General features: G+C 50.5%; 17 protein-coding genes. 5 read left to right on the forward strand and 12 right to left on the reverse strand.

The window, feature by feature from the left end; translation table 11 throughout:
- Position 1: 1 nt before the first annotated feature.
- The 3 genes from QZT18_RS09520 to QZT18_RS09530 all read right to left on the reverse strand — a co-directional run bounded on the left by QZT18_RS09520 (position 2) and on the right by QZT18_RS09530 (position 3093).
- Positions 2-862, reverse strand: a complete 861-nt coding sequence (locus QZT18_RS09520; RefSeq protein WP_294147133.1) for an ATP-binding cassette domain-containing protein — start codon at positions 860-862, stop codon at positions 2-4.
- Between the two features lie 79 nt (positions 863-941).
- The gene (locus QZT18_RS09525) at positions 942-2444 is read right to left on the reverse strand and encodes a cell wall metabolism sensor histidine kinase WalK (RefSeq protein WP_294147135.1); all 1503 of its coding nucleotides are present in this window, start codon (positions 2442-2444) and stop codon (positions 942-944) included.
- Positions 2428-3093: a response regulator transcription factor gene (locus QZT18_RS09530; protein WP_294147137.1), complete on the reverse strand. Its 666-nt coding sequence runs from the start codon at positions 3091-3093 to the stop codon at positions 2428-2430. Before QZT18_RS09530 ends, QZT18_RS09525 begins: the two co-directional genes overlap by 17 nt.
- A gap of 286 nt (positions 3094-3379) precedes the next feature.
- On the opposite strand from QZT18_RS09530, the gene QZT18_RS09535 reads away from it, so the two are divergent.
- The 3 genes from QZT18_RS09535 to QZT18_RS09545 are packed head-to-tail and all read left to right on the forward strand — an operon-like array spanning position 3380 to position 8889.
- The gene (locus QZT18_RS09535; RefSeq protein WP_294147139.1) at positions 3380-4138 is read left to right on the forward strand and encodes an ABC transporter ATP-binding protein; all 759 of its coding nucleotides are present in this window, start codon (positions 3380-3382) and stop codon (positions 4136-4138) included.
- Between the two features lies 1 nt (position 4139).
- Complete coding sequence (locus tag QZT18_RS09540) at positions 4140-6647, forward strand: ABC transporter permease (protein WP_294147140.1); 2508 nt, start codon at positions 4140-4142, stop codon at positions 6645-6647.
- 4 nt (positions 6648-6651) lie between these two features.
- Positions 6652-8889, forward strand: a complete 2238-nt coding sequence (locus tag QZT18_RS09545) for a serine hydrolase (RefSeq protein ID WP_294147142.1) — start codon at positions 6652-6654, stop codon at positions 8887-8889.
- Positions 8890-8986: 97 nt separating this feature from the next.
- Here the strand turns inward: QZT18_RS09545 and QZT18_RS09550 are convergent, their stop codons facing one another.
- Both QZT18_RS09550 and QZT18_RS09555 read right to left on the reverse strand, forming a co-directional pair.
- Positions 8987-10282, reverse strand: a complete 1296-nt coding sequence (locus QZT18_RS09550) for a HAMP domain-containing sensor histidine kinase (RefSeq protein WP_294147143.1) — start codon at positions 10280-10282, stop codon at positions 8987-8989.
- Positions 10279-10971, reverse strand: a complete 693-nt coding sequence (locus tag QZT18_RS09555) for a response regulator transcription factor (RefSeq protein WP_294147144.1) — start codon at positions 10969-10971, stop codon at positions 10279-10281. The genes QZT18_RS09550 and QZT18_RS09555 overlap by 4 nt, the downstream gene beginning before the upstream one ends.
- Positions 10972-11206: 235 nt before the next feature.
- Between QZT18_RS09555 and QZT18_RS09560 the strand changes: the two genes are divergently transcribed.
- A complete protein-coding gene (locus tag QZT18_RS09560; protein WP_294147146.1) occupies positions 11207-12580 on the forward strand; it encodes a S41 family peptidase in 1374 nt (457 codons plus the stop codon).
- A gap of 300 nt (positions 12581-12880) precedes the next feature.
- Positions 12881-13372: a DUF2798 domain-containing protein gene (locus QZT18_RS09565; protein ID WP_294147148.1), complete on the forward strand. Its 492-nt coding sequence runs from the start codon at positions 12881-12883 to the stop codon at positions 13370-13372.
- Positions 13373-13382: 10 nt separating this feature from the next.
- Here the strand turns inward: QZT18_RS09565 and QZT18_RS09570 are convergent, their stop codons facing one another.
- The 7 genes from QZT18_RS09570 to QZT18_RS09600 all read right to left on the reverse strand — a co-directional run bounded on the left by QZT18_RS09570 (position 13383) and on the right by QZT18_RS09600 (position 21331).
- Positions 13383-14438 (reverse strand): tyrosine-type recombinase/integrase, encoded by a 1056-nt coding sequence (locus QZT18_RS09570; RefSeq protein ID WP_294147150.1) that lies wholly within the window; start codon positions 14436-14438, stop codon positions 13383-13385.
- A gap of 35 nt (positions 14439-14473) precedes the next feature.
- The gene (locus QZT18_RS09575; RefSeq protein WP_294147152.1) at positions 14474-15199 is read right to left on the reverse strand and encodes an ATP-binding protein; all 726 of its coding nucleotides are present in this window, start codon (positions 15197-15199) and stop codon (positions 14474-14476) included.
- A 412-nt stretch (positions 15200-15611) separates the two neighbouring features.
- A complete protein-coding gene (locus QZT18_RS09580; protein ID WP_294147154.1) occupies positions 15612-16751 on the reverse strand; it encodes a hypothetical protein in 1140 nt (379 codons plus the stop codon).
- Positions 16752-17175: 424 nt separating this feature from the next.
- Complete coding sequence (locus QZT18_RS09585) at positions 17176-18348, reverse strand: MalY/PatB family protein (protein WP_294147156.1); 1173 nt, start codon at positions 18346-18348, stop codon at positions 17176-17178.
- Positions 18348-19202: a DUF3737 family protein gene (locus QZT18_RS09590; RefSeq protein ID WP_294147158.1), complete on the reverse strand. Its 855-nt coding sequence runs from the start codon at positions 19200-19202 to the stop codon at positions 18348-18350. Before QZT18_RS09590 ends, QZT18_RS09585 begins: the two co-directional genes overlap by 1 nt.
- A complete protein-coding gene (locus QZT18_RS09595) occupies positions 19199-19939 on the reverse strand; it encodes a cyclophilin-like fold protein (RefSeq protein ID WP_294147160.1) in 741 nt (246 codons plus the stop codon). The genes QZT18_RS09590 and QZT18_RS09595 overlap by 4 nt, the downstream gene beginning before the upstream one ends.
- Before the next feature lie 225 nt (positions 19940-20164).
- On the reverse strand, positions 20165-21331 hold the full coding sequence (locus tag QZT18_RS09600) for an iron-containing alcohol dehydrogenase (RefSeq protein WP_294147161.1): 1167 nt from the start codon (positions 21329-21331) through the stop codon (positions 20165-20167).
- Positions 21332-21571: the final 240 nt, after the last annotated feature.

Consider the following 21571-nt stretch of genomic DNA (forward strand, 5'->3'; position numbering starts at 1 on the left):
ATTAATTTCCCTCCCGCGTAATCAGATAGAGATAGGCATCCTCCAGAGTAGGTTCGGCGTCCTGCGCCGCTTCGGGCAGCGTGTCGGCCACGCCGCGGCACAGTATGCCGGAGGCCGTATTGATTCGGGATGTGATGTGCATGGCAGGGTCGGCCTTCATTCCATCCCGTTCCAGAAAGACGCCCACATGGCCCTGTGCCTGCCGGATCAGCGCCTCCGGTGTTCCTGCAAACAAAATCTGCCCGTGACTTATGACGATTAACTGGTTGCACACGGACTGCACGTCTTCGATAATATGGGTGGACAGAAGCACCAGTTTGTTCTGTGCCGTCTGTGAGAAAAAGTTGCGGAAACGGATGCGTTCCTCGGGATCGAGGCCGACCGTCGGCTCATCGAAAATCAGAAATTCCGGTTCTCCTAACAGCGCCTGGGCAATTCCCACCCTCTGGCGCTGCCCGCCGGACAGGGTGCGGATCCGGGCTTTGCGCTTTTCCTCCAGGCCGGTGGCTTCGATCGAGGCGTCAATGGCGGCTCTGCTGTCTTTGATTCCCTTGAGGGCGGCCATATAGTCCAGAAACTGCCATACCGTCAGTTCGTCATAGAGTCCAAAATGTTGGGGAAGACAGCCGAGCTTTGCTTTCAGCTCCCGTTCACATTTTCCCAGGGCTTCCCCGTCAACGGTTATGGAGCCGGAGGTGGGCAGCAGACCGGCGACTAAAAGCTTCATCAGCGTGGATTTTCCGGCCCCGTTTGGTCCAAGCAGGCCGATCAGGCTGGGACTTTGAAGCGTCAGGCTGATATCGGAAAGCGCTTTCTTTCCGGTTGGATAAACTAGATTCAGATGTTCAATGGCGATTTGCATAGGTTTCTCTCCTCTGTGTATTTACTGTGTTTCCAGTCTATCAATTCCGTTTGCAGCTACGGTGGATTTAATATGGATTTTATGTGGAGAGAAAAGAGACCTTCACCGCGACCCCGGCCGCCGTATTGGCGATTTGGCAGGAAGCGCCGTGCCGGTCCAGTATCATTTTTACGAGATAAAGGCCCAGGCCGCTTCCGCCTGTCTCCCGGCTCCGTGAGACATCGACACGGTAGAACGGTTCAAACAACTGGGGAAGAGCCTCTTTGGGAATCCGGCTGCCGCTGTTTTCGATTTCCAGGACCGGGCCGGTGGATTCCATGGTCAGCCGGACCCATACAAGAGCTTCTTCGGGAGAATGGTTCAGTGCGTTTGTCAGAAGGTTCGAGACGACACGGCCAAGCAGGAGGGGATCTCCGGATATCATCACATCAGGTTCTAACTGTGTAAAAATCTGCTGTTCCTTAAGTCCTGCCAAATCAAGAGCCATATCCGTCTGGCCGCGGACGAGTTCCGATAAATTGAGGGTCTCCCGGCTTATAGCGCCGCCGTCCGCCTCCATGCGGGCGATTGTGAGCATCTCATGAACCAGCTTTTCCATCCGGCCGGTTACTGCCAGAGATCTGGCCAGGTATTTGTCGCGGTCCCGGTAAATATCCACTCCGGCCAGCATGCCGGATATCTGCCCCTTCAGCACAGTGACGGGTGTTTTCAGTTCATGGGAGGCGGCGGCAAAAAAAGCGGATCGCTGCTGTTCCCGTTCCCGCTCCCGCTCGATGTCGCGCTTCAGGGAAACGTTGGCCTCCTTCAGCTCGTCAAGGGCCGAGGCGAGGCGGCCCGAGAGTTCGTCCATGTTCCGTTCCAGCGCGCCGATCTCGTCCCTGCGCGTCCCCGTACACTTCCAGGTGAAGTCCAGCGCAGCCAGCTTTCTGGAGATGCGGCTGAGCCGCACGATTGGCCGGGTGATGAAGTGCGAGTAAAGGAATGCTCCGGACAGTGAGAGCGCAAACATCACCAGGATGAGATGCGGCAGAACGCGCCGCATGGCCTCCGTAGTCTGATTAATCTCGCTCATATCCGTGACGAGGCTCAGTTTATAGAGCCTGTCGCTTCCGGCAAACTTTATGGTACGGTCCCAGTCCGTCGAGGACATCGCGATTCCGTCCTCCGCGATAGAGGCGTCCGCGTCGGCTCTTGCGGTGGCGGTGCCCGAATCCTCCGTAGTCACGACGGTAGTAGTCACGACCGATGTTGACACTGATTGGGAGGAGACTTCCGTTCCGTATGAAATCAAAACGGTCTCGTCCGTCTCGTCCGAAACCACAACCTCCAGATTGTTTTTCTCTGAGAAACGGTTCAGTATCGGTTCACATGATTCAAATGGGATATTCTGAAGTTCTTTTACAAGTTCATCCGCCTTTTGGCTCAATTCGTCCGTGGCGATGGACCGGTATGAGAGCGGTGTGGCCCAGGCGATGAACAGATAGGTTGCGCTGACGGCAGCCAGGAGAATCAGCACCGTCATCAGAAAAATACGTGCCGTCAGGCTCTTGCGGATATCAATATAATCAATGAATTTTTTCAACCCGGTATCCAACTCCTCTCACTGTTTCTATATAATCACGGTTCAGCTTTTTCCTCAGGTTTTTTATGTGGCTGTCCACGATCCTTTCGTCGCCGAGAAAGTCATAATTCCAGAGCTGTCCCAACAGCACGGAGCGGGTCAGGACACGCCCCTGATTCTGAAGCAGTTCTCTCAGAACCTCGAATTCCCTGGCGGTCAGGCTGACCTCCTCCCCCGCTACGTTCACCCGGTAATCATCAAGGTCCATGATGATATCGCGGTAGGTCAGGCTGTGGGTTTCCGTTTCACCTCCGGTCCGGCGCAGAATCGCGGCGATTTTTCTCAGCAGTATCGGCATGGAAAACGGCTTGGGCACATAGTCGTCTATCTGAAGATCAAACCCTTTTATCTGGTTTTCTTCCGCATCCAGCGCCGTCAGCATGATAATCGGCACATTGGATTCCCTGCGGATAAGTTCGCACACGCCATAGCCGTCAATCTTTGGAAGAAGCAGATCCAGGAGAAGCAAATCCCAGGTCCCGTGACGGAAACGGTCGAGCGCCTCCACGCCGTCACCGGCCGCCGACACTCCGTATCCTGCATCCCGCAGGTAAGCGCAGAGCATTTCCTGGATATCAGGATCATCCTCAATCACCAGTATTTGTTTCATAAATAATGCCTCCTTTTATTTCAAAGTGTAGTATCGTTACGGTTCAGAGACGGCATGTCTCCTCCTGCGGGGGGCAATAACCCGGACTCCATGCAATGACGCCGTCTTTACTCCAGTATATCATTCTAATTTGAATTTCGTATGGATTTTATAAAACCGTAAGCTTCTTACGGAAGGCGCAGTGGAAACAGTTAAGAAACTGATAAGAATCAGGCAGAAGTTCTCTAAAGATTTTTGAATCACGATTGGTTATAATGGTTATATCGCAGTGAGAGGAGTTAACGATATGAAACAGATTATCATTCAGACCAATAAATTGTGTAAAACATTTTCCTCCGGCGGCCGCCAGCAGCACGTTTTAAAGAACCTGGATTTGAGTATATACGAGGGGGATTTTACCGTGATCATGGGAGCATCCGGTTCGGGAAAATCCACCCTTCTCTATGCACTCTCGGGCATGGACCGCCCGACGCTCGGGACTGTCTGTTACGGGGATACGGAGATTACGGGGATGAACGTCAGTGAGCTGGCGGTATTCCGGAGAAAGAACTGCGGCTTTGTGTTCCAGCAGATTCACCTGCTCGATAATATGAGCGTGCTGGATAATGTACTGGCAGCAGGACTTTTGATAAGCCGTGACCGCAGAAAGACGGCCGCAAGGGCAAAAACGCTTCTTTCCCGGGTTGGGATCCAGGAAGAGGATCTGGGCAAATTTCCGGCACAGCTTTCCGGAGGGGAAGCGCAGAGAGTGGGGATTGTACGGGCATTGATTAATGAACCGAAGATGATATTTGCGGACGAACCCACCGGAGCGTTAAATTCGGCCTTTGGAACCCAGGTCCTCAACACGCTGACGGAGCTTAACCGTCAGGGGCAGAGCCTGGTCGTGGTGACCCACGATGTGAAAACAGCCAGGCGGGCGAACCGGATTCTGTATCTGAAGGACGGTGTGGTCTGCGGGGAGTGCATGCTTGGAACGTATGAGCACGGCGACGGGGCGCGTCATCAGAAGCTTGGCGCATTTTTAGATGAAATGGGGTGGTGATATGGCGGTTTGGATGATTGCCCGTGCCGGTATCCGTAAGAAAAAGGGCGTTGCCGTCTCCATGGGTATCCTGATTATGCTGGCCGCCGCCATGTTCGACGTGGGACTTACCCTGCTGGCGGGGGTGGGGAGTTTTTACGACCGGGAGAACGACCGGTTAAATGGAGCCCATTACATAGTCCGGTTTATGGGCAATTCCTATCAGGATGAGTATCTGGACTATTTCCTGGAAGACAGCCGCGTCGAATCGGCAGAGACTGTCGAGGCCGTAATGATGAATATGGCCAGTTTCCCGGATGGAGGCGTTATTTCTCCCAACTTTATTCCGATGGACGTCATGGGTTCCACCGAGGGGTATGAGATAACGGAAATGACGGATATAACGGAGATAGGGGACGGCCTGGCCGTATATGTCCCGGTATTTTTCAAGGATATGGGATACCGGCTGGGCAGCAGGCTGGTTTTGGAATATAATAAGCAGATTCTGGAATTCAGGATTGCCGGTTTTACACAGTCTACGTGGTTTCAGTCCTCCGTGAGCAGCCTCGTGGATATCTATGTTCCGCAGAAGACTTATGACCGGCTTTTCGAGATGATCGGCGGCGGATATCTGATCCGGGTCCGTGCGGAAAACCAGGGGGACGTGGAAGCGATCCGGCAGGATTTCAAGGAAAATACGGATATTAATATTGAAGCGATCTCCCTGACCTCGGATGTTATGGATTTCTCCATCAATGAAATGCGGCAGGGCAGCACGATGGTGGTCAGTCTTTTGTCGGCCGTGCTGTTTATCTTCTCCTTCCTGATGGTGTTGGTGGCCGTGATTGTCATGCGCTTCCACATCCGCAATCATATTGAGGCCCAGATGAGCAGCCTGGGAGCCATGAGCGCCATCGGATATACCGGGAACCAGCTCAGATGGTCCATTGCCGTGGAGTTCCTGATTATCAGTACAATAGGCACGGTTCTCGGAACTATGGCGTCCTATGCGGTCATTGCGGGGCTGGGAGGAATCATCACCAGCTCGGTGGGCGTCTCATGGGCCGGAGGTCCCCACGGGAGCACCGATTTAATCAGCGCCCTTGTGATTATGGGAATTGTTCTGCTCGTGTCTGTAAAAGCGGCGGGAAGGGCGGCAAAAATCCCCCCGATTGAGGCGCTGCGCGGGGGAATGAAAACACACAGCTTTGAGAAAAATTATTTCCCTCTGGAGAGGACGGCGGGAAGACTGCCGTTGGCCCTGGGAGTTAAAAATATGATGTTCCAGAAAAAGACGTATCTGATGGTGGGCTGTATTTTTACAGGTGTTGCCTTTGCCTGCGGGTTTGCGGTTATTACCTGGTGGAATATGGGAAAGGACGATCAACTGGTCCGGAAACTGACCGGGTTTGAAATCAGCGATATCATGGTCTACACGGCGCCCCACACGGATTACGACGCCCTGGTTTCGGAGATAGAGGGCATGGACGGGGTGAGGAAGACGAATCTCTATGAGACTGGGTCGGCCAAGGTAAACGGGGAACTCCTGACCTGCTATCTGTCCGACGATTACGGCAAGATGGAGATGGTGGAGGTCTATGAGGGAAGTTTTCCGGAGTATGACAATGAAATTGCCATCACCGGCGTGCTCGCCAAGGCCTGGGGAAAGTCGGTCGGGGACAGGGTCAGCGTCCAGACGGAACAGGGTGTGGCGGAGTATGTCATCAGCGGCCTGGGGCAGAGCATGAGCAATTTCGGCCGTCAGTGTTATCTGAATCTGGATGGGATGAAGAGGGTCTCTCCGTTTTATAAGAAGCACACAATTTCCGTCTACCTGGAACCTGGAATCGCAATAGAGGATTTTATCGGGAAGATGGAAGACCGGTTTGAGGTACTGTCCCCCTCCGGGAGTACGGCGGAGAACCGGCGGGAGAAGGACGCTGCGGGAAAGGCCAAGGAGAAAATGGCCGCGCTTTTGTCCTCCTATGGCGTGGACAGCGCCCAGTATGCCCTGATGGTGGACGGTGAGATTGTGCTTTCCGGCAGTACGGACAGCTTTGTCATCGACCGGATCGAGAATAACCGCAAGCTGTTTGTCAGCAATGTGGATACAATCGCTTCCTCTATCGGAGTGATGTCGGTTGTCATTCTGGGCGGAACATTTTTTATGATTATTCTGGTGCTCTACATGGTGATTCGCTCCATTCTGGTGCGCCAGAGGACGGAGTTCGGAATCTACAAGGCGATGGGGTATACGGACCGTCAGTTGATGGAAATGATTGCATCCAGCTTTCTCCCTATTTCGGTGGGCGGAACCCTGCTCGGCTGCATCCTGGCCTCCATGGGCGTCAACCGCCTGGCCAGCGCTTTGTTCGAACAGCTCGGCATTTCCAGTCTGAAGATGGCAATCAATCCCTGGCTGATGGCCGGTATGGGAATTATCATCGTGGCTGCCGCATTTGCCGTCTCCATGGCGCTGGCACGGAAAATTAAGGGAATTACAGTCTACGGGCTGCTGACGGAGGAGTGATAAGATGAGAAACAGATGGGAAATGGGCGCTGCTGCGCTCGGCCTGGCAGCCGTTCTGTCCATATCCGGATTTGGCGGGGAAGTTTTGGCCGTGTCCGGCCATAGCGGGGAAACTTTGAAGGTTTCCGGCAGCAGCGGGGAGGCTCTGGCTGTATCCGGCCGTGGCAGAGAGGCTTTGGCTGTATCCGGCGGCAGTGGGGAGGAGCTGGCTGTATCCGGCCGCAGTGGAGAGATTTTGGCCGCGTCCGGCCGCGGCGTGGCGACTCTGGTTGCGTCCACCGGAAACAGCGGAATGAAATCCGGCCAAAGCCGGGAGAAACTCTACGGCATCGGCTCCACCAGCAAGGTGATAGTATCCGCTGCCGTTATGAAACTGGACGGAGAAGGGAAACTGTCTCTCGACGAACCGCTTATCCGTTACCTGCCGGAATTTGAAATGGAGGATCCCCGCTATGTCCGGATTACTCCACGCATGCTTTTAAACCACAGCTCCGGCCTCCAGGGCGGGACGCTTACAAACTCCATGCTTCTGGGGGATTCGGACACATACAATCACGATACGCTTCTTCAAAAATTGAAAACACAGCGGTTGAAAGCCGATCCGGGGGAATTTTCCACCTACTGCAACGACGGTTTTACCCTGGCGGAACTCCTGGTGGAGCGTGTCAGCGGAATGAGTTTTACAGAATATATAGAGCATGAATTTGCGGTACCTCTGGGGCTTGAAAATTTTGCTACGCCGCAGACACCGGATATCCTTAAACGTGCGGCCGCGGTGTATGACACCCAGACAGGAGAGCCTCTGCCGCCCGAGATGGCAAATGTCATCGGCAGCGGGGGAGTTTATGCCTCCGCCGTGGATTTGTGCCGGTTTTCCCGCCTGTTTATGAGGGACCAGGGAGCGGCAGCAGGGATTCTGCCGCAGCAGGCCGCACGGGAGATGGAGGAGAGCTCCTACGAAGAGGCGGTAAATCCGGAACATATCGATTCCACACTGTCTTACGGGCTGGGCTGGGACAGCGTGGATACCTATCCGTTCAGCCGTTACGGCATCAAGGCGCTGGTTAAGGGTGGAGATACCACGTTTTACCATTCAAGCCTCACCGTTCTGCCCGAGGAAAATGCGTCCTGCGCCGTGGTGACCAGCGGCGGTTCCAGTATGGCCGCCCAGCTTGCCGCTCAGGAAATCCTGATGGAATATTTGGAGGAGACAGGGCGGATTGTCAGGGAGCCGGAGGATATGGCGGCCGGGGGAGAATCAGAGGCTGCGGGTGAAATTCCGGAGGAACTTATGGCATGCGGCGGGCTTTATGCGGGAAGCGGGCTTTTGTCGCTCACCATGGGGAGCGACGGAACCCTGACCCTGGAAAACCGCGGTACAAAGCGAGACAAACGCCAGGTCTATACCTACCGGGACGATGGCCGGTTTTACTCCACAAACGGCAATTATATGGATATGTCGGGCCAGCTTGTAAGAAGCAGCGACGGCAGGACAGGGAAAACCTTCCTGGAATTCAAAAGGGGAGAGGATGGGATAAACCGTCTGATGGCCGGTACTTTTGAAACGTATCCGAAGTTAGGAAACACGGCGGTTTATCTGCCGGTAGCGGAACAGCTTACCGAGGGGCAGAGAAAAGAAGACATAAAGGAAACAGAAGTCCCGGAAATGTGGAAGGAACAGAATGAAAAAGAATTCTATCTGGTGAGCGAGAAGAGTACATCCTCCTTTTACCTGTCTCATTTTATGGCGGAGCCGCTGGTAGGGGAAGAATCGGCCGGATATTTGACTTTTGATGCCAATGAACTGCGGATGGCAGACATTACTTCGGAGGATGAGGCAAGATTTTTCCAGAAGCTCCCCGGGCAGGCGGGCCGGGACTTGAGCGATTACCACATCGGACTGCGGGATGGGAATGTATATCTTGAAAATGAGAGTTACCGTTTCATCCGCGGGGATGGAGCTGGAATTCTTAAGGCGGGCGGTCAGCCGATCGTGATTGGAAAGGACGGCGATACCCGGTGGTTCACATTTGGAAAAGAACAGGAGGGACGTCCGGTTTCGATCAAAAAACCGGATTCCGGTGCCTGGTATGTCTACGACCACAGCGGCAAAACGATGAAGTGTGTGGCCAGTTCCTGGCTGATTGGGGACGGCGAATCATTCCTGCTTCCCGCAAAAGGCCTGATCGCGTTCGCGGGGGAGGCAGGAGATGAATTTGTGATAATGCCCGCGGTGCAGTGAGTCTCGACTGATCTTAAGGAATTCTCGAATTGGTCTCTCACAGCATTATGGAGCATTAACCTCTTACATCATTATGAAGTACTGGTCTCTCATGGTATCATGAAGCGCCGGCAAAGGGAATCAACACCTCTACGGCGAATCCGTCCTCAAGGTTACGGCATTGGATATCGCCGCCCATCTGCTCCATCAGAAGACGGGAGATGTAGAGTCCCAGCCCGGAGCCCTCGGCTTTTTCTTCGGTCTGACGGCTGCCCCGGTAATATTTTTGAAACAGGAAAGGGAGTTCCTCATCGGGGACTCCTTTTCCGTAGTCCCGGAATATTAATGCCAGTCCGCTGCCCGTCACAGCGGACGAGACATGGATGGCCGTATCCGCATACTTATAGGAATTGTGGATGATATTATCAATGACCTGTGAAATACGCAGCGTATCCATGAAAAGAAGACAGCCAGGAACCGGATCGAGCCGTACCCGCTCACAGTAATCGGCGCTCCGAATCATCGGAACCAGAAGTTCACTGCTTTCCTCAGCCGGATTTACCGTCATTTTACCCAGATCCTCCAGGGATGCCTGGAACAAATTGGTGACCAGGCGGTCAATCTGCCCTGCCTTTTCATAGATGGTTCCGATTTTATCCCTGGTCTTACCTTCAGCCTCCGTTGCCAGCAGCAGTTCGCTGACCAGCTTGATGGAGGCCACCGGCGTTTTGATATCGTGGCTTAGGGACGCAATCAGCTCTTTTTTGCTTCTGTCTGCTTCGGCCTCCCGCTGTCTGGCCTCCCTGAGCTGTTCGCGCATCAGATCAAAACTTTCCGTAAACGCCCCGAAGATATGGCCTCGATCCATCGGCAGCGGAACGTCCAGATTACCGGCCGCCACATGGCGGGCAAAATCCTTCAGTTCCAGAAAGGGACGGATGACACTGCGGTTTAAGTATAAGAGATAAAGTCCAGCCGGAACGGCGATCAGAGCCAGGAAAAAGAGGGCGGCGGTTATGAACTGCCTCCGGCTTTTTGAAAGGAGATCGCCGTAGGACGTGCGAATCAGAACCTTACCAACAACAGCCCCGCCGTTTTCCACATTAAGAACGGTCTGATGGTTTAAAACGGCATCATGGACCGAGGAGGGCGCCGCGTCGGAAGTCGCAAAAAGCAGTGTTCCCCGGTTATCCAGGACCGAATAATCATAAGAAATAGCGTCCTCTTCAGACAATCCGCCGGGAGCTTCAAACGTCCGGGACTCCCAGGCATCCGCCGTCCCGCGCACAATGCGGTTGACCGCCACCATATCTACCGGTGTTTCGTGGATTTCGGCAGTGAGAGAGTGAAGAGCCGTACCGCCGAGGAAAAGATAAAGAATGAGAGTCAGGAGGAGCCACCGTTTACGGATCATACGTCTTCCTCCGCATCAAAACGGTATCCGGTGCCCCAGACGGTCACAATCCGTTTCGGATGGTTGGGATCTTCCTCAATCTTTTCCCGCAGATGGCGGATATGGACCGAAAGAGTTCCCTCCGCGACGTAAGGGTCCGGCCAGACCTGGCCGAGCAGTTCTTCCTTTGGAATGACGCGGCCAGGATTTTGAGCCAGATAAACCAGGAGCTTAAATTCCATCTCCTTCAGACGGATGAGAGTGCCGTCCACAAAGACCTTATGTCCCGGTAAATCGATGGTGACACGTCCGCTCATCAGGGGGCGGCTGTCCGCGGCCGCCGTCTGCACGCAGCGTTTCAGCACCGCCTTTACCTTTGCGAGAAGAATACTCAGGGTGTAGGGTTTCTGGATATAGTCGTCGCCGCCGATGTTTAAGGCGGTCAGAATATCGTCATCACTTGTTCTGGCGCTGATAAAAAGGATAGGGATGTCCAGATTTTCCCGCAGCTTTTTGCACAGGGCAAAACCGGACTGTTCTCCCAGATTGATGTCCAGAAGCAGGACGGATACCGTATTATCCCTCAAAAAGTCGAGGCATTCCCCATAGCCGGTCACATAGGCGGAAGAAACCTCAAACAGGTTAAAATATTCACTGGTGGACTGGGCGATGGCCAGCTCATCATCCACGATAAGACAGTCATAATGCATGCAAATTCTCCTTGGAGTGTTCTAGTCCTGTTATTATATCATGGAGAGATTTAAAAGGAAAGCGGATGGCCGCACCGAGCATTTTATGGTATAATGACCATAAAGGGCATTATACCTGCGCATGCCGAGTTCTGCGTCCACCGCAGAAAATCGGGCGCTGAATTCCGTCGGAGACACCGTATTCACGTAGTGAATATGGTATAATGAACACAGAAAAAAATCAGGAGGTATCCATTTGAAACGAATTATAAACGCCTGTGCGGCCTGCTGCATCGCGGCATTTTCACTTTCCGCCTGCAGTCCGTCATCGGCCCCTGCCCAGAAAACAGAACCGGCCTCTGTAAAAGCTTCCGTGACTTCCGAGGAAACAACCGCGGCCGATACCCATGCGGATATGGTCCTGTCAAAAGAACAGATGCTGTCCGATTATAATAATATGTGGACCGTAATGGGAGAGAGCTATCCTTTCTGGGGAGTGCTAAGCCGCAGCAACCCCGAAAATCCGCATTACTATGACGATATCATTGATGATTACAGAAAACAGATTGAGGATATGGAATTAGACGGCGATGACGCCATGTGGAAGTTTATCGAGATTATTTCCAACAGTCTTTACGATGTCTGCGGCTCAACCGGCCATGTGGGAATCCTCAATCCCCATTATTTTCGTGATTTCAGAAGCACCAATGAGAAGTACCTGAGTGAAATGCCTGTTCTGCAGCCCTGGGTCGATTTGGGCCGGAAGCCGGAGGTCAACGAATTCTATGAATATTATGATTACCTGCTGACCCTCCTGCCGGATATGCCGCCGGAAACAGAAGCGGAAGAGAATGCTGAAGAAAAATCCGCGGACATGGAAGAGTTGACAGAACCCAATTTGGCAGAACCGAATTTGATTACGAAAATACTGTCCGAGGAAAACAGGGTTGCCTACATAAAGGTGGATTCCTTCGGGGACGAGATGATGGAAGAAGATCTGCCGAAAATCCGGAGCTTTCTGAATGAAGTCAGGGATTATGACCATCTGATTATTGATATCCAAAACAACGGCGGCGGCAATACCGTCTACTGGGAAGAGGCTTTTGTACGCCCGAATATCACGGCGCCTGCGGACTACAGGACGCTTCGGATGATGGAGGATAACGAGCTGACCAGGCAGTTTTACGGTCCAATGTATCAGGATTCTTCCATAAGCGTCGAGGATATTAAAAACGATCCCAAACTGAACCGTCTGCCGGAGGAAGATATGGGCGGCATGGCTTTTGCAAGGGAAATCAGTGACACGACGGAACCGGAATTTGATAAAAAACTGTTTGGGGGCAAAATCTGGGTGCTCACGAGTCCCAATGTGTTCTCCTCCTCAGAGGCATTTGCGGTGTTCTGTAAGGAGAGCGGTTTTGCCACACTGGTGGGCCGGACGACGGGCGGCTCGGACAGCGGCGGCCCGGTATGGTATGAACTGCCGGAAAGCCATCTGCTGGTGACGTTTGATGTGGAATACTGCCTGAATTCCGATGGAAGCTGCAACATGGAGCATGGAACCGTGCCGGATATCGAGACGGACGATGCCCTGGGAACCGTGATGGAAATGATTGGAGTGCAGCAGTGAGAAGTCGGAGCACCTGCTCTACATTGAGCACCAGCCGGGCAAAATGACGGTACATTTTGTGGATATGTGCGCAGAGCAGTTTCCTGTAAATTTGTTCAGAATGCCTATGACATAGTTGCTGTTTTTATCGTAGAATAGATAAAATGAAATGTCACAGAAGCAATAATTTCATATTTTTACGGACAATAAATGTCACTCCACCCATGTCGGACGGTGGAGGGGCATTTATTTTTTATTGATCGGCAATGAAAAGTTCGCGAAGCGTGCTTTTCGTTGTTCACATTCAAGGAGGCGGAACAAATGTTCAAAAACAAACTGGAAGAAGGAATCTTTACAATTATCACATCGGGCCTGATGATTTATATTATGGGGGTCTACAATACAGCCATTAACACCGGCGGACTGAAATATACGACATTTGCCCATGCTGCGCATTCTTTTCCGGCCGAATGGCTGATTGGCTTTTTATTCGCCTATTTTATAGCCGGAAAGACGTCAAAGTACTTTGCCTTTAAGGTTGCCCAACCGCAGGACCGTCCTATTTTCATCATTCTTTGTATCCAGACCTTTACCGTCTGCACAATGGTTCCCCTCATGAGCATGCTGGGAACTCTGGAAACTTCCGGTCTGACGCCGGATCTTCCGGTCATCTGGCTCCAGACGGTATTCCTGAATTTTATCATGGCGTATCCTCTTCAGATATTTGTGGCAGGGCCATTCTGCCGGTTTCTGTTCCGCATACTGTCCGGTGCATTTGATATATTGGGAGGAAAGAAAGAGGCGGGATTTTAAGAATAATGGTCTAATTATCCCGCAGCTGTACTTTGTTTCGCGCGCTGCGCCTGCGTTCGTCTTCCAGCGCCGCATAGTGTTTTTTAGTCGTATTCACATCCGAATGCCCCAGTACATCGGCCACCAGATATATATCACCGGTTTCGCGATAAAGGCTGGTGCCGTACGTGCTCCGGAGCTTGTGGGGGGTGATTTTTTTTAAGGGAGTTACGATGCGGGCGTATTTTTTGACGAGATTTTCCACACTTCTCACATTCATCCGTTTTCTCTGCAGAGAGAGGAAGAGGGCGGATTCATGGCCGGGTTCGGGCGTTACATGTTTCCGCTCGTCGATATAATCTTTCAGGGCAAATTCAACTTCGGAACCAAAGTAGATTATCACCTCTTTACCGCCCTTGCGGTGGATTTTGAGGCCTCCGGTTCCAAAATCAATATCATCCAGGTTCAGGCCGACACATTCCGAAACACGGATTCCGGTTCCCAGAAGAAGAGTCATCAAGGCCAGATCGCGAAGGCGTGTCTTTACATGGAACTCCCTCTGTTTTTCCGTCAGGTGGTCGCCCTCGTCCACCTGATCCAGGAGTTTTGCAACCTCATCGACTTCCAGGCGGATAATTTCCTTTTCGTGCAGCCTGGGAAGTTCTACCAGGGCGGCAGGGTTGTTTTTAATGCGTTCCCTGCGGTAAAAGTAATTATAAAAGCTCTTTAATGAGGACATTTTCCGCATAATGCCGCGTTCCGTGTTGACGAGGTCCTCTTTTTTGTCCGTGGAATAGCATTTCAGGAATTCCATGTACTCCTCCAGGTCCATCAGTTGAATCTCATCCAGGACAGTGAGAGAGAAGTCCTGCATTTTATAGTCCGCAAAGAGGGGATTCTGTTTCTTCAAAAATTCAAAAAAAGTCTTTAAGTCATAGGCATAAGCAATTCTCGTGCGGGAAGAAGTGCGCGGCTCGATACCTCGGAAAAAATCGGCGCAGAAGGGGGGAAGTTCCTTCATCATCTGGCGCAGCCTTTTCGTATTCTCAAGTGTTTCCTGTTCATGGTAAGAGAGTGGCTTTCCCATATAAAATCAACTCCTTCATAAATAAAATTAATTCCCTACCGGCGTTTTTGAGGCCATCCATCTATATTGCCCTCTGTAATGGCATGGAAAAAACGTTCCTTAACGCCGGGTGCATCCAGATTCAACTGTTTCGTTAATTGTTTAACATATTCGCGTTTCGTTTTTCCGTCAACCGGGCAGGGATTTTTACATACCGGCAGTTGATACCGGTTCTTAAATCCTATGACATCGGCCTCATTTACATATATCATGGGCCGGATTACCGTAAGTCCCGTGCGATCCAGAAAAGTTTCCGGGGAAAAGGAATAAAAACGGCCTTCATAGATCAGGGATAAAAGCATCGTTTCGATTAAATCGTCGCGGTGATGCGCATAGGCAATTTTGTTGCAGCCGAGACGGATGGCCGCTTCATTGAGAGCGCCTTTTCTCATTTTGGCGCACAGGGCACAGGGATTGGATTCTTTGCGCGTGTCGAAAAGGATTTTTCCAATTTCCGTAGGCACTACGGTGTATTCCACGGATAATTCCTCACAGAGCGATTTAACAGGTGATAAATCGAAATCACCGAATCCCAAGTCAACTGTAATTGCACATAAATCAAATTTATTCGGATAAAACTTCTGAAGACCCTGTAATGCATAAAGCAGGGTCAGACTGTCCTTACCGCCGGAGATGCCGACCGCAATTTTGTCACCGGGCTGTATCAGGCCGTAGTCATCGATGGCCTGGCGGGTTAGACTAAGCAGACGTTGGATTTTCATAGAGTAATTGGCTCCTTTGTATGTTTGATGTGGAACTATTCGATAAAGTAGACTTTCACGAATAGTTGGATATAGGTAGTATAACACTATTCTATATAAATTTCAATCAAAGAATTAAATTGACAATCTAAAAGCCGGAGGAAATATCCCCCGGCCATATCTTTTGCCGCGTTTAGCCTGGTCTTTCATTTTTTTATTCGCTTTCAACGCCGTTAAATAATTTCAACTGCGGATATTAAAAATACATCCGAACCATCGATGATTAAATACCACATATCCTCATCGCTGCCGAGAGAATTCATTCTGAGTATCCTGCAGTCTTCTGCCAGCCCGTGCCTGAAAAATTCCAGTTGGTCCAAATAAACCGGGTACTGTATTTGCATCGCCTCAATAGTATATTTTTAGTATGTTTTTAAAATGTCGTTTCAGACGAAATAACGACTTCCGAGGCGGTAAATTCTATTCCGCCCGACATTCCTGCTCCGGCATCCGTAAAGCCGCCGCCATATAAGACGGCATTTTCTCCCGGAAGTTTTGGCTCATAATCTTTCCGGCTGCGTCTGTCTCCCAGAATCATATACTGATCGGAAAGCCCCTCACGGATAAGGCTGTAGTCCGCGCCTTTCCGGGCAGAGCGCCGCTTCTTAAGCTCCAGCTTAATCTGTCGTACCTGCTTCTCTTTCCTGGCCTTCTCCGCATGTTTTTTTTGCACGCCTAAAAGCTCTTCCTGATCCAGCTTTCTAATCTTTTTGCTTCCCCTGGCAAGCAGCTTCTGCAGGGAACGCATGGCTCTTCCGGCCTTCACACGTTCTTTTTCATCCCCATAAACAGCGGCCAGGCGGAGGTTGTTGATACTCCTGTGGACATCGCTCATCACTTTCCTTACTTCCCCTTTAGAACCGGCTCTCGCGAGGCCGGAAAAATGGTTTAGGGAGGAGTAAGAGACATACACTCTTTTCCTAAAATCATTTTCAGACGGCGTCTGACTCCCGGTTTCCGGACTTCCGGAGGATGCAGGAAGATTCTTCTTTAATGCATCGGCCATCTTCTTCGCCGCGTCGGTTTCCGTCTGCTCCGGGACATACCAGGAGACTGCTTTCGTCTCACCCAGGTAAGTTCCCCGTGCCTCCATCCCCTTTGCTCCTGCCGATAAACATCTCAAAGCTTCTGTCAGTGCGGTTTTGCACGCTTCATAATCTTCCGGGCTTCTCATCATACGTTCCAGGAATTCCCGGCCGACAACCAGATACGTCCCGCTTCCAAGTTCCGCTGCCATCTGTCTGATATCGTGGGTTCCGCCCTGTTTTTCCAAAAGTAAAGTAATATCAGGGTAATCCTTTGAGAATACATTAAACAGATCGGAAATTGCGGTTTCAGAGATGGACGGATTCCGGTCTGAGGACAATTCGGCAATGTCCCTGTTCCGTCTCCGGATCTGTGCCGTCGGTTTATGTTCCCGGCCGGATACGGTCTTCTGATTCCCGGGAGATTCTATTTGACCGGATGAAATAAACGGACTGCGTTTTAACTGACCGGTCTCTGTATGATACAAACCGGAATTTCCTTTTCCGTAACCTTTTGTTAAGGCTGCGCTTCTATCCACTCCGCCCACAGCCACGCCCCCTTCCGGCGGTCCCTGCCGCCAATGCGCTTTTTGTTCTTACTTAAAATAGTACCACATGGAAATGGACAAATCAATCACTGTTACAGCGGACGGAAATCGTCTACAGCCAGCAGCCGGTAACGCTGTCCATCTGTTTTCTTCCCCTCTGTAAAAGATGAACAATTTTTTCATCTTCTTTTAAACGACAATATGCGAACGGCAAATGCCATTCGCATATATCTGCTTTTATGATATTGTTGAAAAGATTTTTTATTAAGCAATCCGGAATAGGAAAATGGAAAAAGCATATAGGCTTCGCGATGCACAGAGACGATGGAAAACGCCGTTTCGCGCCGTGTAAACCGGAAGGTTATTACCGGGAGGATTGTATATAGGTCTCCACGCCCTTTTTAAGCCTCCGGAGCCCTTCTTCCAGCCGCGCCCCGGGACAGGCTGCATTCATGCGGAGAAAATGGTTCCCATGGCCTCCGTACGCCGCACCTGCAGACAGGTAAAGCCCAGACTCACCGCGCAGACAGCGGGCTAAATCCGCCGTATCCTCCGTCACTTTTGTACAGTCCAGCCAGAGAAGATAAGTCGCATGGGACCGGACCAGGGAAAGGGCGGGAAGTTCCCGTTCCAGAAATTTCTCAGCCGTCCTCCGGTTTGCAGCCAGATACTCTCTCAGAGAGTCCAGCCACTCTTCTCCCCTGGTAAAAGCGGCGGCCGCAGCTTCGATGGCAAACGCATTCGGTTCCGCAACCTCATCCGTGTTGAAGGCGCGGCTTATTTTATGCCTTAAGTCTGCGTCCGGCACAACGGCGGCGGCCGTCTGGATTCCGGCCAGATTAAAGGATTTTGTGGGAGCAATGCAGGATACGCTGATCCGGGCACACTTTTCCGATACCGATGCGAACGGGATATACCGGTATCCCGGCTCCGTCAAATCACAGTGGATTTCATCGGAAATCACCGTCACATGATTGGCAAACGCAAGCTCTCCAATTCTGCTGAGTTCTTCTCGGGTCCAAAGGGAGCCGGTGGGATTGTGCGGGTTACAGAGTATCATCAGAGTTGTCTGAGGGTCACTCAGCTTTTCCTCCAGATCCTCCCAGTCGATTCCGTAGCTTCTGCCGTCGTACCGCAGCCGGTTTTCCGCCACATTCCGGCCATTATTTCGGATTGAGTGAAAGAATATATTGTAAACCGGGGGCTGGATTAATACGTTTTCACCGACGGCGGTCAGCCTGCGGACCGCGCTGGAAATTGCCGGAACCACACCGGTGCAGAATATGAGCCAGTTCTTATCCATAGAGAAGTCATGGCGCCTCTCCCACCAGCCTGTTATGGCCTCCCGCCATGCGTCGGTCACCGTGGCATAGCCGAAGATTCCATGCTCCACCCTCTGTTTAAGAACGTTTAAGATTTCCGGCGCGGTCCGGAAATCCATATCCGCCACCCACATGGGCAGCTCTTCCCCGGGCACATCCCATTTGAGGGAATTACTCTCCCGCCGGTCTGTCAGGTTATCAAAATCATAAGGCACTATACTGCCTCCTTCAGCGCCTGCGTCTGAACCGATGTCTTACTCACATCTACTTTGGCAGGATCCAGAATCAGTTCCCTGATATGTTCTGCGCGGATACTGCCTCCGCCGGGATTTAAGACACTGTCAATCGTATTGTTCACTTCGACGTCCACCGTGGAGTATTCAAAAGCCAGCGTTGTGTTTAACAGTCTGCAGTTTTTCATTACCAGGCCGTCGATGTAACACATGCCCTGAAGGCTCTCAACCGTACAGTTGATAAGGGTGAGATTCTTAGCATTCCAGCCCAGGTACTCACCGGAAATAAAGGAATCATACACAGTTACATCTTCACTGTTCCAGAATGCATCTTTGGAAATCATTCTGGCATTGTGGATTTCCACGTTTTTTGCTCCGTCAAAGGAATAGTTTCCTGAGAGTTCAAAGCCGTCGATCTTCATATTGCTGCTGTTCATGGCGAAGTAATCGCCTTTTGCCGTTACCTGTTCCATTGTAACCCGATCGCAGTTCCAAAGTGTCTCACCCGCATTCGGCATGGTTACCCGGGCAAGGCGGATGCCGGTTGACCTGCGGAAGGTTTTGGGCGCTTCAATGGCACAGTTTACGAGGGAAATATTTTCCGTATACCAGATTCCGGCACGCCCCGTTTCAAACAGTACACAGTCCTGGAGCCTGATGTCACGGCTGTACCACAGCGGATACTTCCATTTGAACATGCTGCCGTATAATTCAATATTTCTGCTTTCTTTTAAGGGGGATTCACCGTCGGCAAAGGTGGTATCGTAAATTTTATAATCCTCTGCCTGAAATAAGGCTCTCTCTCCTGTTAAAAATTCCTGAGTGATTGTTTTCATTCTTTATTCCTTTCAAAAGTTACTCTGACACTGCCGGTCCCCAGTGCATCGGAAAGTCCTCCGATGTTTTCAAGACGGCCAATCCGCGTATAGTTGTAAGTTGTTTTAAAATCTTCGTAAAACAGGACCAGGCAGTCAGAGCCAAACAGCATGATATCTCCGGTCCGGATGGTTCCGACGCTCTCCGTATCAGCGGGAAGCGGCTCCGTCAGATAGTAATATTTTTCATTGCCATGCAGCTCTTTCATTTCAAATTCCATCGGCAGGCGTTCCATGAGTTCTTTTGACGCAGCGTTGTCATACAGGATGGCCTGATAGGATTTGGAACCAACCGACAGAGTCACGGACGGAGTAACATCAGTGTCCTGCGATTCCGAAGCCGTATTCTTCATATTTGAAACCATACTCTTTGTATTTAACCCCGTTTCAAAAGCGGTTAATCCCATTTTAGAAGCGGTTAATCCCGTTTCTGAAGGAGTTAACCCATTTTCTGAAGGAGTTAAACTCCTTTTTGAAGCAGTTAAACACTCTTTTGGAACATTTAACCCTTTCTCAGAAGTATTTGGAACTTCAGAAGTATTTGAAACCTTCTCTGAAGTATATAGAACCTTTTCTGATAAACTCGAATTAGTTTTAGTAACTGTGTCAGGGCGTTCTACAGCCGGAACTATAAGGGCCGGTATTGCTCCGAACAGAACGGCAATACACATACCTGCTGCAATTAAAATTCTTTTCATAAGTTCACTTCCTGCCGCATTTTAACATAAACGCATAATAGAAACCTAAAGACATGCCCATATTATCAACTCAATACATAAGCTCACAACATAGGCTAAAAACACAAGCTCACAACACAGAACCATAATATCAGCTCAAAACACATGTCAATAATATCAGCTCAAAATATAACCTCAAAACGTAATCCCATAATACAGACTTATAATGCAAACATATAATCCTAACTACATACTAGCCTTTAAAATATTCTCAACTTCATCATGGGTCAGGACTTTATAACCTCCTTCCATGATAAAGGTTCCTTTGGCAATACCCGGTATCATCTCCTGCGTCACACCAAGACTGCTGAGATTTAGGATGAGGCCAAGTTCCTTCATATAAGATTCCATTGCATTAAGGCCCTCCAGAGCAGTCTCTTCCTCTGTTTTTCCTTCCGGATTGACGTCCCAAACGTTTGTGGCAAAGCGTTTAAATTTCTGAAGGCCATAAGGCAGAATGTAACGGTAATAAGCCATGGAGACTGCAGACAGCGTCATGCCATGGGTGGCGTCCGTATAGGCGCCTACGGACTGACCGATCATATGCACTTCCCAGTCGGTCGCTTTTCCCTTTGCCACCATGGTGTTGAGCGCCCATGTGGCAATCCACATAATATTGCTGCGGGCCTCATAATCCAGGGGATTTTCCAGGGCAATTCTGGAACTGTGGATTAAGGATTTTAATAGCCCTTCCATGATATAGTCGGAGGTATTGTCATCTTCCCCTGAAAAGTACTGCTCCAGTATATGGGACATAATATCAAAGAAACCGGCTGTCATCTGATACCTGGGAAGCGTAAAGGTATAAGCAGGATTCAGGATGGAAAATTTGGGAAATACATTGTCTCCAAACACATGGCCGATTTTGAGCTTCGTGGTATGGTTTGTGATAACAGAACCGCCGTTCATCTCGGAACCGGTGCCTGTCATGGTAAGGACACAGCCTACCGGTATAATTTCATTGTCCACATCCTCCATTCTCATATAATATTTTTCCCATGGATCCTCGTCGCAATGGGCTGAAACGGACACGGCCTTTGCATAGTCGCAGACAGAACCTCCGCCCACCGCCAAAATGAGATCCACCTTCTTTTCTCTGGCAATCCGGCGGCCCTCATACAGCTTTTCGACCGTTGGGTTGGGCATCACGCCGCCATCTTCAAAAATCTCCTTATCATTTGCCCGGAGGATTCCAACCACCTCATCATAAATCCCATTTTTCAGGATCGAACCGGCTCCGTATATCAGCATCACATTTCTTCCATACTTCGGCAGCTCCTCATTTAAATAATTTAACGAATCCATCCCGAAATATAATCTGGTCGGATTTGAATAACTGAAATTTCCTAACATTGAATTACCTCCTGATTTAGTCTGTTTGTGTCAGATAAATTTGATTCTGGCATCAGTTTAAACCTTTGAGTGAACTCCAAGTCAAGGACTTTTTTAAAAGATTCTGTAAAATGTAATATTAAATTCTTGTTTCACCAACTAACTTCGTGATTAGAGATTTTAGTGTTACACTTATCATGCTATGATTATCTTGGTAAGTGGATTCCTCCAGCCAAGGAGGATTATTTATGCCTAAGAAAA

It is taken from the genome of uncultured Clostridium sp. (assembly GCF_900547735.1).
In the GTDB taxonomy this organism is placed as follows: domain Bacteria; phylum Bacillota; class Clostridia; order Lachnospirales; family Lachnospiraceae; genus Otoolea.

What these genes read in the sequence shown, in the direction of transcription:
- QZT18_RS09520 (WP_294147133.1), bottom strand. Translation starts at nt 862, where the DNA reads ATGCAAATCGCCATTGAACATCTGAATCTAGTTTATCCAACCGGAAAG.
- QZT18_RS09530 (WP_294147137.1), bottom strand. Translation starts at nt 3,093, where the DNA reads ATGAAACAAATACTGGTGATTGAGGATGATCCTGATATCCAGGAAATG.
- QZT18_RS09535 (WP_294147139.1), top strand. Translation starts at nt 3,380, where the DNA reads ATGAAACAGATTATCATTCAGACCAATAAATTGTGTAAAACATTTTCC.
- QZT18_RS09540 (WP_294147140.1), top strand. Translation starts at nt 4,140, where the DNA reads ATGGCGGTTTGGATGATTGCCCGTGCCGGTATCCGTAAGAAAAAGGGC.
- QZT18_RS09545 (WP_294147142.1), top strand. Translation starts at nt 6,652, where the DNA reads ATGAGAAACAGATGGGAAATGGGCGCTGCTGCGCTCGGCCTGGCAGCC.
- QZT18_RS09550 (WP_294147143.1), bottom strand. Translation starts at nt 10,282, where the DNA reads ATGATCCGTAAACGGTGGCTCCTCCTGACTCTCATTCTTTATCTTTTC.
- QZT18_RS09555 (WP_294147144.1), bottom strand. Translation starts at nt 10,971, where the DNA reads ATGCATTATGACTGTCTTATCGTGGATGATGAGCTGGCCATCGCCCAG.
- QZT18_RS09565 (WP_294147148.1), top strand. Translation starts at nt 12,881, where the DNA reads ATGTTCAAAAACAAACTGGAAGAAGGAATCTTTACAATTATCACATCG.
- QZT18_RS09570 (WP_294147150.1), bottom strand. Translation starts at nt 14,438, where the DNA reads ATGGGAAAGCCACTCTCTTACCATGAACAGGAAACACTTGAGAATACG.
- QZT18_RS09575 (WP_294147152.1), bottom strand. Translation starts at nt 15,199, where the DNA reads ATGAAAATCCAACGTCTGCTTAGTCTAACCCGCCAGGCCATCGATGAC.
- QZT18_RS09590 (WP_294147158.1), bottom strand. Translation starts at nt 19,202, where the DNA reads ATGAAAACAATCACTCAGGAATTTTTAACAGGAGAGAGAGCCTTATTT.
- QZT18_RS09595 (WP_294147160.1), bottom strand. Translation starts at nt 19,939, where the DNA reads ATGAAAAGAATTTTAATTGCAGCAGGTATGTGTATTGCCGTTCTGTTC.
- QZT18_RS09600 (WP_294147161.1), bottom strand. Translation starts at nt 21,331, where the DNA reads ATGTTAGGAAATTTCAGTTATTCAAATCCGACCAGATTATATTTCGGG.